The 14,483-nt window shown below is 51.8% G+C and carries 12 protein-coding genes; 10 read left to right on the top strand and 2 right to left on the bottom strand.

Going from position 1 to position 14,483, the window contains the following annotated elements; translation table 11 throughout:
- The first annotated feature begins 1 nt into the window (after position 1).
- The 10 genes from gabT to ACZ9IM_RS11600 all read left to right on the top strand — a co-directional run bounded on the left by gabT (position 2) and on the right by ACZ9IM_RS11600 (position 12,187).
- Positions 2–1,285: a 4-aminobutyrate--2-oxoglutarate transaminase gene (gene gabT, locus ACZ9IM_RS11645; protein WP_238543566.1), complete on the top strand. Its 1,284-nt coding sequence runs from the start codon at positions 2–4 to the stop codon at positions 1,283–1,285.
- A gap of 25 nt (positions 1,286–1,310) precedes the next feature.
- Positions 1,311–1,631: a 2Fe-2S iron-sulfur cluster-binding protein gene (locus tag ACZ9IM_RS11640; protein WP_008069795.1), complete on the top strand. Its 321-nt coding sequence runs from the start codon at positions 1,311–1,313 to the stop codon at positions 1,629–1,631.
- A 36-nt stretch (positions 1,632–1,667) separates the two neighbouring features.
- On the top strand, positions 1,668–2,618 hold the full coding sequence (gene speB, locus ACZ9IM_RS11635) for an agmatinase (RefSeq protein WP_007995739.1): 951 nt from the start codon (positions 1,668–1,670) through the stop codon (positions 2,616–2,618).
- A gap of 26 nt (positions 2,619–2,644) precedes the next feature.
- Positions 2,645–3,874 (top strand): cytochrome P450, encoded by a 1,230-nt coding sequence (locus ACZ9IM_RS11630; protein ID WP_476223952.1) that lies wholly within the window; start codon positions 2,645–2,647, stop codon positions 3,872–3,874.
- 9 nt (positions 3,875–3,883) lie between these two features.
- Positions 3,884–4,687 (top strand): coniferyl-alcohol dehydrogenase, encoded by an 804-nt coding sequence (locus ACZ9IM_RS11625; RefSeq protein WP_008069790.1) that lies wholly within the window; start codon positions 3,884–3,886, stop codon positions 4,685–4,687.
- A 65-nt stretch (positions 4,688–4,752) separates the two neighbouring features.
- Complete coding sequence (locus ACZ9IM_RS11620) at positions 4,753–6,135, top strand: aspartate aminotransferase family protein (protein WP_008069788.1); 1,383 nt, start codon at positions 4,753–4,755, stop codon at positions 6,133–6,135.
- Between the two features lie 428 nt (positions 6,136–6,563).
- Positions 6,564–7,733, top strand: coding sequence for an MFS transporter (locus ACZ9IM_RS11615; RefSeq protein WP_008069786.1), 1,170 nt, complete (start codon positions 6,564–6,566; stop codon positions 7,731–7,733).
- 323 nt (positions 7,734–8,056) lie between these two features.
- Complete coding sequence (locus tag ACZ9IM_RS11610) at positions 8,057–9,526, top strand: APC family permease (RefSeq protein ID WP_008069783.1); 1,470 nt, start codon at positions 8,057–8,059, stop codon at positions 9,524–9,526.
- 318 nt (positions 9,527–9,844) lie between these two features.
- Positions 9,845–11,500 (top strand): choline dehydrogenase, encoded by a 1,656-nt coding sequence (locus ACZ9IM_RS11605; RefSeq protein ID WP_032830218.1) that lies wholly within the window; start codon positions 9,845–9,847, stop codon positions 11,498–11,500.
- Positions 11,501–11,518: 18 nt separating this feature from the next.
- Positions 11,519–12,187 (top strand): glutathione S-transferase family protein, encoded by a 669-nt coding sequence (locus ACZ9IM_RS11600; protein ID WP_008069778.1) that lies wholly within the window; start codon positions 11,519–11,521, stop codon positions 12,185–12,187.
- A 460-nt stretch (positions 12,188–12,647) separates the two neighbouring features.
- Here the strand turns inward: ACZ9IM_RS11600 and ACZ9IM_RS11595 are convergent, their stop codons facing one another.
- Both ACZ9IM_RS11595 and ACZ9IM_RS11590 read right to left on the bottom strand, forming a co-directional pair.
- Positions 12,648–13,235, bottom strand: coding sequence for a TetR/AcrR family transcriptional regulator (locus ACZ9IM_RS11595; protein ID WP_008069776.1), 588 nt, complete (start codon positions 13,233–13,235; stop codon positions 12,648–12,650).
- A gap of 215 nt (positions 13,236–13,450) precedes the next feature.
- Positions 13,451–14,461: an AraC family transcriptional regulator gene (locus ACZ9IM_RS11590; RefSeq protein WP_008069774.1), complete on the bottom strand. Its 1,011-nt coding sequence runs from the start codon at positions 14,459–14,461 to the stop codon at positions 13,451–13,453.
- Between the last annotated feature and the right edge of the window lie 22 nt (positions 14,462–14,483).

Here is a 14,483-nt window from a genome sequence, read left to right as displayed (position 1 = left end):
AATGGCGATGACTAACAAAGACCTTTTGACCCGACGTGACCGTGCTCTACCTCGCGGTGCTGCGACTTCCCATCCCGTATTCGTTCAGCGTGCCGAAGGCAGCGAACTCTGGGATGTTGAAGGCCAGCATTACGTAGACTTTGCCTCGGGTATCGCCGTGAACAATACCGGCAACCTGCACCCAAAAGTGGTCGAGGCAATTCAGCATCAACTCACGCAGTACGCGCACATCGGTTTTCCCGTGGTTTCTTGCGAGCCCTATGTGCAGCTCTGCGAACGACTGAACGTGCTCGCTCCAATTGAAAATGCGAAATCTGTGCTTTTCACCACGGGGGCCGAAGCCACAGAGAACGCCGTCAAAGTCGCTCGCTTTCACACTGGTCGCCAAGGCGTTGTGACTTTTACCGGTTCGTTTCACGGTCGGACACAACTCGCTCTCGCGATGACAGGAAAGGTTCTGCCACTTCGCTCGGGTGTGACGCCGTCGCAAGCAGGCATTTTCCAAGTACCGTTCCCGATCCCTCACCACGGGACATCGGAAGAGGAAAGCTTGCGAGCACTCGATCATCTGTTCCGCGCGAGCATCGCTCCCGATCAAGTCGCAGCTATCGTAATCGAGCCTGTCCAGGGCGAAGGCGGTTTCTATCAAGCATCGAAACCATTCCTTCAGCGCCTGCGCGCCATCTGCGATCAGTATGGAATCTGTCTAGTCGTTGATGAAGTGCAATCCGGTTTTGGTCGCACAGGCAAGTTCTTTGCTGTTGAGCACGCTGACATTGAGCCCGACCTGATCTGCGTTGGTAAAGCAATGGGCGGTGGCTTGCCACTTGCAGGCTTGATCGGTCGCGCCGAGGTAATTGACGGCCCTCCTCCAGGCTTCCTGGGCGGCACCTTCGCGGGCAACCCACTTGCCTGTGCTGCTGCAAACGCGGTGCTCGACGTAATTGAAAGTGAACAACTGCTCCAGCGCGCCACGCAGATTGGCGAGCGGATTCAGGCGTTCCTGGCCGACCTCAAAAACAGCAGCGATTCAACTGTTCTGCCGATTGGCGATATCCGTGCTCTAGGTGCAATGGTCGCCTTTGAAATTGTCACCGAGCGCGGTTCGAACACTCCGGACGCGGAAGCAACCAAACGCGTTGCGACTACCGCTCGAGAGCTTGGTTTGCTGTTGCTGCCGTGCGGCTATTACGGCAACACCATTCGCGTATCAACACCTCTGAACATCAATGACGACATCCTGGAAATCGGACTTTCCCGCCTTGCCTTGGCGATGAAGGCATAACTCCATACCAGTCGAGATAATAAAAATGGTCAAGATTACCTTCGTGCAACCTGATGGTTCTTCAGTACACGTAGACGCAAAAGTTGGCGGCACTGTCATGGAGGCAGCGGTCAACAACCTGGTCAAAGGAATTGAAGCTGATTGTGGCGGCTCGTGCGCATGCGCGACCTGCCACGTCTACATCGCCCCCGAGTGGAGAGAAAAGCTTCAGGGCGCCGAAGTCATGGAGGCCGACATGCTGGAATACGCATATGAGCCGGATGCCAACAGCCGACTTTCTTGCCAGCTTAGGATCACTCCTGAGATGGAAGGCTTAGTCATCAATGTACCAAGTCAGCAAAGCTGATCTGGCCACATCACTGTTGGATAAAGAGGTACTCCTATGAACTTCAATCAACCCTTGGGCGGAAACCAAATGCCTCGCTTCGGCGGCATTCCGACCATGCTGCGTCTTCCGTCAGCGGAAACAACCGAAGGCCTTGATGCGTGCTTTGTCGGAGTACCGCTTGATATTGGCACCTCCAACCGCTCAGGCACTCGGATGGGGCCACGTAGCATTCGAGCAGAGTCGTGCCTACTACGACCGTTCAACCTGGCAACCGGCGCGGCGCCTTTTGAAAGTATTCAGGTCGCAGACATCGGTGATGTCGCAATCAACACATTCAATTTGCCTGACGCGGTCAGACGTATCGAGGAATCGTACGACATCATTCTTAAGCATGATGTCGCACCTCTCACGCTCGGTGGCGATCACACCATTACCTACCCAATTCTTCAGTCAATTGCGAAGAAGCATGGGCCAGTCGCGCTCATCCATATCGATGCGCATGCTGATGTTGGCGAACACATGTTCGGTGAACGTATTGCTCACGGCACCACCTTTCGACGCGCCTATGAAGATGGGTTGATCAACCCGAACCTCACGTTCCAGATTGGATTGCGAGGCACCGGCTACTCACCAGATGACTTCAACTGGTCGCGAAGCAAAGGGTTTACCGTCGTGACGTCCGATGAGTGCTACGGCATTTCCTTGGAACCTCTGATGAAGAGCATCCGAGAAAAAATCGGCGATCACAAAGTCTACATTTCCTTCGATATTGATGGGCTCGATCCATCGGTAGCACCGGGCACTGGCACACCCGAAATCGGTGGCCTAACCGCCTATCAAGGTCAACAAATCGTACGCGGCTGCAAGGGGCTGAATGTCATCGGCGGCGACGTGGTTGAAATATCACCGCCCTATGACCAATCCGGCAACACCTCTCTGCTTGGTGCAAACCTTTTGTTTGAAATGCTCTGCGTACTGCCGGGCGTCAAATATCACAACGTCTAATAAAAAACATCTGTAGGTATAAGTCCATGAACCGCATTGATGTCGATAGCATAAACCTGGCCGATCTCAACTTCTGGAAGCGCCATGATCGCGAGGAAGCTTTCGCAGCCCTTCGGGCCAATAAACCAGTCACTTGGAGCGAGTTCCCTGAGGGATCCCCAGAGTATGGGAGCGAAGGGTTTTGGTCGGTTACGCGATACGACGACGTTGTCGCCGTGAGCGGCGATGCAAAAACCTTTATCAGCGGACAAGGAACCATCCTAGGCGATCAGAGTGTTGAAGAGGCGCATCAAGAGGGCTGGTTCCTCAACATGGATGCACCACAGCACTTCAAGCTCCGCCAGGTCGTTGCTCGCGCCTTTTCTCCACAAGGCGTGGCCAAAATGACGGACGCAGCTAAACGCTATGCCGTTGAAGTAGTAGCAGCAGCGAAGGAGCGTGGCGAATGTGACTACGCCCGAGACGTAGCCCAAGCGTTTCCAGTGGAAGTTGTGTGTGACTTCCTCGGCGCACCGAAAGAAAACCGCAAACGTCTACACGAACTCACCGTCATTGCACTGGCAGGCGACACCCTAGGTGAAAATGCAATCCCAGCTATCACCAGCGCTTTTGCTGAGCTCAATGACTATGGGCGTCAGCTCGCGGTAGAAAAGCGTAAGAATCCAGGGGACGACATTCTTTCGCTGATCTTGGCTGCCGAAGTAGAAGGCAAGAAGCTCAATGACGTAGAGGCCGGCTACTTCTTTCAACTGCTGGTGACTGCGGGCATGGAGACCACCGGTACTGTGGGTGCACATGCAATGAAGTGCTTCCTCGAGTTTCCGGATCAGATGAAGATCTGGGCTAACAACCCGGCTGCAGTTGCGGTGACAGGGTTTGAAGAACTGGTTCGCTGGGTCACTCCAGTGATGCACATGCGCCGCACGGCGACCCGTGATACTGAGATCAATGGCCAACACATCGCTGAAGGTCAGAAAGTCGTCATGTGGTACAACTCGGCTAACCGCGATGACAGCAAATTCGAAAACCCTAATAAATTCGACGTGCTTCGTTCACCGAATCCTCATCTCGGTTTCGGGGGTGGCGGTCGCCATACCTGCCTGGGTGCACACCTCGCACGACTCGAACTGCCGTTCTTGATTGCAGAGACTCTCAAAGAGTTCAAGAACATCGAACTGACTGCAGAACCAGAGATGATTCCGTCCCGTTTCATCAACGGAATTGCCTCGCTTCCTATCCGTTTTACTGCAGCCTGAGGAAAGACCATGTCATTTGCCAACAAGCGTTATGTCGTAACTGGCGTGTCCTCTGGTGTGGGTAATGCGACTGCCAAACTGCTCAAGGCTGCAGGCGCAATTGTGGTGGGCATCGATGTAAAAGAAGTCGCTGGCGCCTGCGATGAGTTCATCCTCTGCGACCTGTCGAACCCAAGCTCCATTGATGAAGCGGTAACTCAGATCATTGAGCCAATTCATGGTTTGGCCAACATCGCGGGCATCCCGGGAATTTTCCCGAGCGAGTTGGTTTTCAAGGTCAATTACCTTGGTCTGCGCCGTTTAACTGATGCGTTGCTGCCGCGACTTGAAAGCGGTGCCTCAGTTGTTAACTGCGCCTCTACCGCTGGTGCAGGTTGGAGAAACCGGAAAGAGGCATGCGTAGAGATCCTGAGTGAAAGCGACTGGGAGGACAGTCTGCGCACGTTCAAAGCAATGGGCATGAACGCGATCACCACGTACGACTTCACCAAAGAAATTGTCATCCTCTACACCATGCTAATTTCCAGCTCACAGCGACACAGAGGGGTTCGCGTCAATTCCATCAGCCCTGGTGCGGTGCAGACCCCCATTCTGCAGGACTTCTACAGCACCATGGGTACGGAGCTTTTGGATGGTCTAAAGCTACAAGCCGGTGGTCGTGATGCCTATCCCGAAGAAATTGCCAACGCCGTCTTGCTCATGCTCGATCCGAAGGGCTTTTGGGTCAACGGTACGGATCTGATCGTTGATGGTGGTGCTGAGGTTTCAATGAATCTTGGCGACCTGGCGGCTGCTCCTCTGCCGTTCAACTAAACACGCCTGCCAAAAACTTAGGGCTGGATTTGTCCAGCCCTTTCAAGCCTGTGAGCGGTACCAAAATGAACAACAACCTTCGCACACTTGCTCAAAAAGATATGCAGAGTCAGCTGCATCCTTACACCGACGCTCGCATGCACGAGGAAATCGGCCCTCTGGTAATCGAGAGGGGCGAAGGAATCTACGTATATGACGACCAGGGTAAGCAATACATTGAGGCCATGTCTGGTCTGTGGAGTGCAGCTCTGGGCTTCAACAATGAACGCCTGATAAAAGCAGCGGAGAAGCAACTGCGAACTCTGCCTTTCTATCACACGTTCAATCATAAGACGCATGCTTCCAGCGTGTTGCTGGCGGACGAATTGATTCGTCTGGCCCCTGTTCCTATGAGCAAGGTGTTTTTCACGAATTCGGGATCAGAAGCCAACGACACCATCGTTAAACTGATCTGGTACCGAAATAATGCCATTGGTAAATCGGCCAAGAAAAAACTCATAAGCCGCTTGAACGCCTATCACGGTGTAACCGTCATGAGCGCAAGCCTTACGGGTTTGCCAGGTAACCACAAAGGCTTTGACCTGCCACTACCAAACATTTACCACCTGACGTGCCCCCATCATTATCGCAATGGCCGACCAGGTGAAACCGAAGAGCAATTTTCGGATCGGCTTGCCGCAGAGCTGGAAAGTTTGATCCTTCGCGAAGGGCCTGAGACAGTCGCCGCATTTTTTGGCGAGCCATTGATGGGTGCCGGTGGAGTGATTGTTCCACCACGTACCTACTGGCAAAAAATCCAGGCAGTGTGCAAAAAATACGACGTCCTCTTGGTAGCCGACGAAGTGATTTGTGGATTCGGTCGCACTGGTGCGATGTTCGGCTGCGAGACCTTTGATATTCAGCCAGATGCGATGATCCTTTCAAAGCAGCTTTCGTCTTCCTATCAGCCTATCGCTGCAGTGCTGATCAACGAACGCATCTACCAAGGCATCGCTGACCAAAGCCATATCTATGGCAATTTGGGGCACGGTTTTACCGGCTCTGGTCATCCAGTCGCAACCGCCGTTGCCCTAGAAAACCTGAAAATCATCCAGGAAGACAATCTCGTTGCCAGAGCTCGTGACCTTGGTCAGATGCTGCATGCGAGCCTTAGCCAATTCACGAGCCATCCACTCGTAGGTGAGATTCGCGGCACCGGCCTGATTGCGGCGGTTGAGTTAGTGACTGATAAGCAGACAAAGGCTCCCTTCGCAGCCGTTGGGCATCTGGGTCGCAATCTCGCCGCACGAACGCAGCATCACGGAATGATCACAAGGAACATCGGAGATGCAATCGCGTTCTGCCCTCCGCTCATTTCAACAGAGAAAGAAATCGGATTAATCGTCGATAGGTTTTCGATGGCTCTGGATGACACAACCAAATGGTACAGCGACCAAGAGAGTCGTTAATCCGAATTAGCTGGTGACACCAGGCACCGGCTATGTTTTGCCCCGGCACACTCGGGGCTTTTTTTCTGTCTAGGCGTAGATACAAACGCCTGAAGCCGTACTGCATATAAGCAAATAGTTAGAGGCAAACGGCGCTTTATAATGAAAACCAGAGAAAAATTCGTGTGATTTACCGTGCTTCACGCAGGTCATCTGCTTGGCCAGTAAGGCTTTATTTTGGCCAACCTTGCCATATCCCACATGTGGCAGGAGGCGCAAAATACCAATCAGACGTCAATCTACGAAAAATTTGTTGCTGGAGCATTACGGAATAATAATAAATAGCACGATGCTTATGCGATAAAATTAGTGCCGCCAGCGTGCGCGGACATCCTGTCAAATGTGTCATTAGTTTTTTTGACATATAATAAAAAACCAGAGGATGTGTTATGAGTACTGAGAACCAACACTATCAGGCAACTAAGCCACAACAGTTTGCCGCACTTTTACTACCGTGCTACGCATATATTGCCATGCTCGGAATCCCGATGTCGTTTAGCGGAATTATTGATGGCTTTACTGTAAGTGCTGCAACCGCTACGGCAGCGACAACTGCAGAGATTATCTGCATTTCCATCGCATCGCTCTTCGTATCTCTTGTGCTCAGCCATCTTCGACCAAGAACAACGATAGTAATAGGCGTTATGCTTGCTATCGTAGGTCAGGCGCTCACCATTCAGACTACTGAATTTTATGACGTGGTCTTTTATCGTGGCATAGCTGGCATTGGTGAGGGCCTATGCATTGCCATTGGCCTGGCAAGTCTCGCGCAAATGAACGGCGGCACCCGTCTTCTGTCCTACGCAAGCGGACTGACAGCTGCGCTAACACTCGCTGCCTTCCTAGCTGTTCCCTCGCTGCAAGCGACGATTGGCTCGAAAGCGATGTTCTGGTTCATGCTTGTAGGGGCAGTGATATGCCTGCCTCTCGCTTTCGCACTGCCGAACAAAAAAATCGACCGTCTGATCGAAAACTCCTCCATTGGAAACGCGTTCAACATCCGCAGTGTTTCTCTGTTCGTTCTCTGCTTACTCACCAGTATCGGTGCAAACACCTGCTGGCTGTACTTTGAGCAAGTAGGTGAGAGTGCGGGCCTGGATCTGGCTCAGGTGGGTGTGGTTGGCTCTGTCAGCATGCTCTGCTCAATATTGGTACCGGTTGCTGCCAATCTGGTGTTCAACCGAGTCAAATCTGTATTACCTCTTCTGGTGGCGTGCCTTCTGATGGCTGTTACCTCCTACCTGTACGTAGTGCCGAGCGCTTCCGTTTACTGGACGATTGGTATAACCATGACCTTCCTTTACGTCTTCCTGATCGCTTATGCCCGCATGTATTCCGCCGATTTCGATAGCAGTGGTCGCTCAACCGCAGCGGTCGGTGGCGCAGACTCTTTGGGTATGGTGATTGGGCCGGTGCTGGCTGCTGTGACACTGAATCTCGACGCTGGATTCCGGCCTTTAGGTGACTTCGGAGTGGTGATGCAGTTGCTGTGTATTGTCCCGGCGCTGTTCATCTTTATGGCATATCGATCAAAGACTCGACCCCAGGCCAGCCACTGAAATGAACTAAGCCCTGGTAAGTGCCGGGGCCGTTTGTAGTTTCACTGGCGGCAATAGTCGGTAAACAGTAAGCGCGCCCGGGGAAGCCTTGAAGTCTCAAAAACGCCATCTCCCGGTTCCCTGCGCCCTTTTTGGCTATGCTGACGAGACTCTTTAACAGAAAACGTTGTTAGGCTATATAACAACTCTAATGCTGCGCCCCGTGAAGAAATTTCATTCATGTTGACACTATCGTTAACAGCATAGCCAGTAGTACTCATCGAAGAGCGTGAAAAAATGCTTTGTGCAAACTCAAAAATCAAGAACAATCAGGCCTTCTAGCTATGACAATCAATACCGCACAAACACGTTCCGATCCCACTGCGCCACTGAAGCGCCAATTTAAAATGCACGATGCATTCACTTTAGCATTCGTTTATATCTCACCGATTGTCGCGCTTTATGCTGTCTTCGGCCTTATTGTTCAGGCAGCTGGGCCTGCGGGTTGGTGGGTCTTCCCCATCGGCTTATGCTTACAATTATTAATCGCGCTCTCGCTGGGCGTTTTGGTTTCCCGCTGGCCTCTTCAAGGCGGTAGTTATCAATGGGCGCGTCGCCTACTTGGTGATAATACAGGTTGGATCACTGGATGGTTTTACATCTGGACGCTGATCTTTGTCTTTGCATCTAATGGTTATGCCATCGCAAGCTTTCTTCCTTCAGCACTGGGTATTGAACCGTTTACACCGTCGACTCAAATTATGGTTGCGCTAGTCATTATTTGCGCGGCAACCGGACTCAACCTCCTCGGCCCAGGTACGCTGAAACTTTTGGGCAAATTGAGCCTGGGCGCGGAGATCATTGGATCGCTAGGCCTCGCTACTGTACTTTTGATTTGGCATAGGAAGCATGACCTCGACATCCTTTTCACCACAGCAGGTGCGGGCGGCGATAATTACGTACTGGGCGGCCTTCTTGTCGCGCTTGGATTTATAGGTTTCGGTTTGGCAGGCTTTGAATCAGTCTGCTGTATGGCAGAAGAAATCGATCAGCCTGAGAAGAACATCCCGAAAGCTATCATTGGTGCTCTACTCGCGATTGGTTTAGTCGTGAGCTACAGCGCTCTCGCACTCATCCTCGCTACACCTGACTTCGGAGCGATTGTAAGCGGCGCGATTGTCGATCCCGCCGCCTCGACCGTCCAAGCAGCATTCGGTGAGAACATCGCCCAAGCATTTTTCATCTTGGTCATCATCGGCTTCGCTGCGTCCATGATGATGGCACAAACCAGCGTTTCCCGAGTGATTTGGGCATTCTCGCGGGACAAAATCCTTCCTGGTTCTGAATTTCTATCGAAGCTTTCGAAGAAGCATGGCACTCCGGACAGAGCAGTAACAGTTGTTGGTGTACTCGCCATGCTCGTCACGTTGCTCGCGTTCTCAGAGCGTGTCTATGCCACCCTTATTTCTTCAGCTACTGCGAGCTTCTTTATCACAATGGGCTTTGCCGTCATCGGCTTGCTATACCGTCTAGTCTCCAAGCAGTGGAAGTCGGGAGTATTTGGTTTGGGCTCGATGACGCTTCCGGTTGTCGTCGGGGCATCTTGCTGGGTTGTGTTTGAAATTGCCAACTCAGCCTGGCCACGCGAAGTAGCGGGACAAAGCTGGTACGTCAGCTGGGCGGTATTTATCGGCGTGTCGCTGATTGGTTTCCTTGGCGTTCTTGTTTGGCTAAGCATTCGCAGCAACCTGCGTACCTCACATGCGCTTTCTGAAGGAGTGGATCAAATCCTCACTGACGAAATTCGCACCTGATGGTAAGCGCCATGGAAGGCGCTTACCACATTGAGTCCTGTGAGCAATCCGAGAGCGCCAAAGCATTCAATCACAATGCTCGTGTACTGTGCCCGATACGCCTCTCAGATCAAATCTCCTTCTTAAGGGCCATATAGGTAGTCTTCACGGGGCTATACCATTCCTGCTGTCAAACATCCACTTGACCATCGCCGCCTATTTTTGGCCTTTTTCGCCATATCCCCTGCCCCCCGTTTCCCCGAAAATCTATTCACCATAAATACAATTTCCTCGCCAAGCAGCGCGGCCAGAGGTTTTTTCTAAAGGATTCCGAGCGTCATGCAGAATGTCTTCGACTACATCATTGTGGGCGGCGGATCAGCCGGTTGCGTATTGGCCAACCGGTTGTCGGAGTGCGGTCAATTCCAGGTTTGCTTACTTGAGGCTGGCGGTTCTGACAACTCCATTTTCATCAAAATGCCTTGCGCAGTCGCAGTACCTCTCGCAACTCCAAAATACACTTGGCCATTCGAATCAGAACCCGAAGTTCAGTTAAACGGAAGGCGGATCTTCTCTCCCCGTGGAAGAGTTATTGGCGGGTGTTCATCGATTAATGGAATGGTGTACATGCGCGGGCACCCTCTTGATTTTGACGAATGGGAAGCCAACGGTTCCGAGGGATGGAGCTATGCCGACGTTCTTCCCTATTTCAAGCGCGCCGAACACAGAGCAGAAGGTGGTGACACGTGGCGCGGATCTGGTGGGCCTCTCAAGACGCGCTACGGAACTTTGAGCAACCCTCTGTACAAGGCATTCATTGGAGCCGCAGTTGACGCTGGGTACGCAGAATCCGAAGACCTTAATGGCTACCGCCAAGAAGGATTTGGTCGCTTCGACATGACAGTCCACAACGGACAACGTTGGTCGACAGCAGTAGCCTATCTCAAACCCGCGCTTAGACGGAAAAACTTGCACGTCGTCTACAACGCCGTAGCGACGAAATTGAACATTGCGAATGGCAAAGCTGAAGCCGTGGAGTTCACGTGCGACGGTGAAAAGCATGTGTACTCGGCGAGACGCGAAATCGTGCTGTCGAGCGGCCCAATCAATACCCCAAAGCTGCTTATGCTTTCTGGCGTCGGGCACAAAACAGAGCTACTTGAACACGGCATAGAGCCGATTCACTCCCTACCTGGGGTGGGGAAAAATCTCCAGGATCACATCTCACTGTACCTGCAGGTCGAGTGCAAAAAGCCAGTCAGCTTAAATTCGATAAACACCGTGGATAAAGCAAAGATCGGTGCAAGATGGCTTCTCAAGCGTGACGGCCTTGGGGCAACCAATCACTTCGAATGTGGGGGCTTCATTCGCTCACGCGCAGGGATCAAAAGTCCTGACATCGAGATTCATTTCCTCCCAATCGCAGTGAGGGAGAAAGATGACCCGAAGTTCAGAGATCATGGCTTTCAGGTCGACGTGGGGCCGACCAAATCCAAAAGTGTCGGTCAGATCAAGCTCAATAGTTCGGATCCCTTGGATCCGCCGAAAATCACATATAACTACCTCAGTCAGCCCGAAGACTGGGTCGAGATGCGTGCCTGTATTCGCTTGGTACGAGAGATTATTAAACAGCCTTCATTAGCAGAGTTCGCAGGTGAAGAGATTATACCTGGCGCTCGCATACAGACCGATGAAGAGTTGGATCACTTCATAGCCAATCATGTCGAGAGCGGATTTCACCCTTCCGGCACCTGCAAGATGGGCAGCCCGACGGATCCAGACGCCGTAGTTGACTCCAGTCTCAAAGTAATTGGGCTGGACAAACTCAGGGTAGTCGACTCTTCAGTCATTCCAGTCATCACCAATGCGAACCTGAACGCTCCGACCATCATGATTGCTGAAAAAGCGGCCGACTTGATATTGCAGCGCCCTCTTTTGAAACCTGAGAAGGCGGACTATTTCATTCCAGAAAACTGGATGACCCACCAGCGCTAACAGCAGAAGGAGTAAAGAATGTACACATTGTATTACGTGCCCGATTGGGCGTCGCTGGCTGTGCGACTCACCTTGGAGGAGTTCGAGATTCCATATGAAGCCGCATTGATCGACAACGAAACCAATGAGAGAGATAGCGTGAGGTTTAGAAAAATGAGTCCACTAGGGCTCATCCCTGCTTTCTCAACACCTCATGGCGACATGTGTGAAACCACAGCGATCCTACTGTGGCTCGGCGATCAGCACCCTGGCCTTTCTCCGGCTCCGTCCTCACAGGAGCGAGCCCCTTATCTCAAATGGCTGTTGTTCATCAATAATGCAATCCACAACAACATCCTGTCCCTTTTCCATCCAGACCGGGTCTCCAGCGCGGCTAGCGCAGATGAAACCATGCAGAATGCGAGGGCGCAGATCCAAGTGGCGCTTGGCATCATCGATTCAATGGTGGCCACCGATCAGCCCAGCTGGCTGCGTGCAGACAAACCAACCGCGCTCAACTACTACCTTGGCCTGTTGATGCGCTGGATGAATGGCTTTGACGTGAGCCATCCCGCCCACATCTCGAGCAAAGAGTACCCCTCACTGCACTCGATGCTCCATGCACTGGAGAATCGCCCTGCTGCTCGAAAGTGTGCGGAGCTGGAAGGGTTGGGAGATACCATTTTTACCAATCCAACCCTAGTCTAACTCTTGGATGATAGGACGGCGAAAACAACTTCACGTTCCTACTCCGAAGCTCATGGTGTCCACCGATTACGACTGGGCACCACTTCTGGCTCCACACACGGGCTCTTCCTTCAGCCACAGCACCGCTAGCTGCAAAACCATCAAAGGTCAGCGAGGCTGGCTGCCGAACCCCGTGCGTTGATCGAAAATTTTCATGTGGGGCAACTGATTTAAAGCAAAGCTCGTCTACAAGAGGGCGGAACTTCACGCTCAAAAAGCAGGACTTTTCAGGCTAAACTCGTCCCACACCTCGCTTAATACGCAGATGGTCACAACCTAACTTCGTGCCCTCTGCAGAAACTAAAAAGCTGAAATCGAACATCTACAATCACATATGGAAGGCAGACTCAGTCAATATTCATATCCCAGTTTAGGTGCATCGATGGCACCCGACTTACGGCAAACGATCGAGCCAGTAGGCTTATTTGAGCCTGGAAAGAGCAGCGGTAATCAGACGGGTGTGTTTCTCTTCTGGAAACCTGGCGGGATCAAGCAAAAAGGAAACTAACAATCCATCAGACACTGCGACAATAAAATCAACTTCATCGTCAATTTCACCTTGCAGCTTAATCTCTTTATTCGCCACACCCTCGCTGATGAATTTACGAATTTGGCTCCGCGTACCTTCGTACACCTCATGAAATTTATTTTTCAGTTTTGCGTCATACGGGACTACTGACCAAAACGACAATGAAATTATTGAATCGATTTCACCTTCTGGACTAGGCACCAATTCTTCAATGACAACACGTACTTTATCCACCGCACAGGTGCACAGTGCTGCACGTTTCTCAATTCTAGCGTATGTATCCTCCGCGACAGCTTGAAAAGCAAAGTCGATGAGATCATCTTTATTAGAAAAGTAGTGCGCCAAGGTACCGCTGCTAAAGCCACCCTCACGAACAATCCCGCGAATCGTGGTATTGGCCAGGCCATTCTTACCAATCGATTTGAGCACCGCCTTGGTGATTTCTGCTTTCCGCAGTTCGTGATCGACTATCTTAGGCATAAGTTTATGCAGCGTCCTTCGATGACAAAAATGAGGGAAGAATGGCAGTCGGTGTTGGAAAAATCAATCGATCGTGATCGCAAACGAACTGCATCGTCTCCCCTTGTTAGAGGCGAATATTCTGTTGAAAACTGCTGGCACTCTTCCGTTCGTTACATGCTCTAGATAGGCGCTCCCGACCAGGAGGCAACCTTTCCCGGGCTCTGTAGCCACCCTCACGCTTTGTAGGCACCAGGTGCCTGGCCACTCCATCTCTGGAACGCGCGTCGGAATCCTGCGCCGTCGCAGAAACCTAATTTTTCGGCGATCTGATCCGTCTGGAGCTTTTCTTCCTTCAACATAATTTTGGCCCTTTCAAACCGAACGTCATCCAACAGTTGCCGATAGCTCGTTTTAAAAACACCCAATTGGCGCCGCAATGTGCGTGACGAACAATGCATGCGTGAGGCAATTTCTTCTAATGGCAATGGTGCTTGCAACGTCTCAGCGATGATGGCTTTCACTTGGAATAGCCACTCTCGCTCAGCAGCAAATTCCCGGTTCTGCCTTCTGCATATTTCCAAGATTTCCAGATGGGAAACAGGATCGGCCAGCGGGAGAGCCTTGTCTAAATACTGCGCGGAAAAACGGAGATAATTCTTTGGTTGCTCGTTGAGCACGGTGCAGGTGAGCTGTTGAGCACATCGTTCACCGTGCTCGTCGCTTCGCTTACCTTCGAACCCGACACTCAAGAGCTGCAGCTCCTCGCCCAAAATATCGCTGCAGGTACGCTTGAAGGACGCTATCGCCAACTCCGCATACTCCGACTTAAGGTCGACGGCGCCGGTGTAATCACTGAAATTCAATCTGGCAATACCATCCGACTCCTCTAGCGAAATATTGAATCCGTTCGCTATCAGGGCCGGGAACTCAGCGGCTGCTGCCAATGCGGCTCTTAACGTGGGAGCGGTGAGAAACGCATACCCCAGCAAGCCGTACACCGACACCCTAGCTGCGAGGCCTATTTCGATACTGATGTTTCTGCCTGGCAACAGCGCAATAACGTTTCGGAAAACCAAATACTCGTCGGTAATTTTAACCTTGGTGGAAAGCTCGTTGATCGTCTCCAGCGTCAAGCTGCTTCGCTGAAGCGCGAGTTGAGGGTCAAGGCCTGCCTGCTCGACTTTTGCGACAAGGCGGCTGGAGTGATGAACTGATGTTAACGAACAACTTCTCCAACTGCTCATAGACCACCCTTACGACTGTCAT

The sequence above is a fragment of the Pseudomonas sp. TE12508 genome, assembly GCF_056279485.1.
Note: the sequence above shows the minus strand (reverse complement) of the source record. Positions and strands in the feature narration are given on the sequence as shown.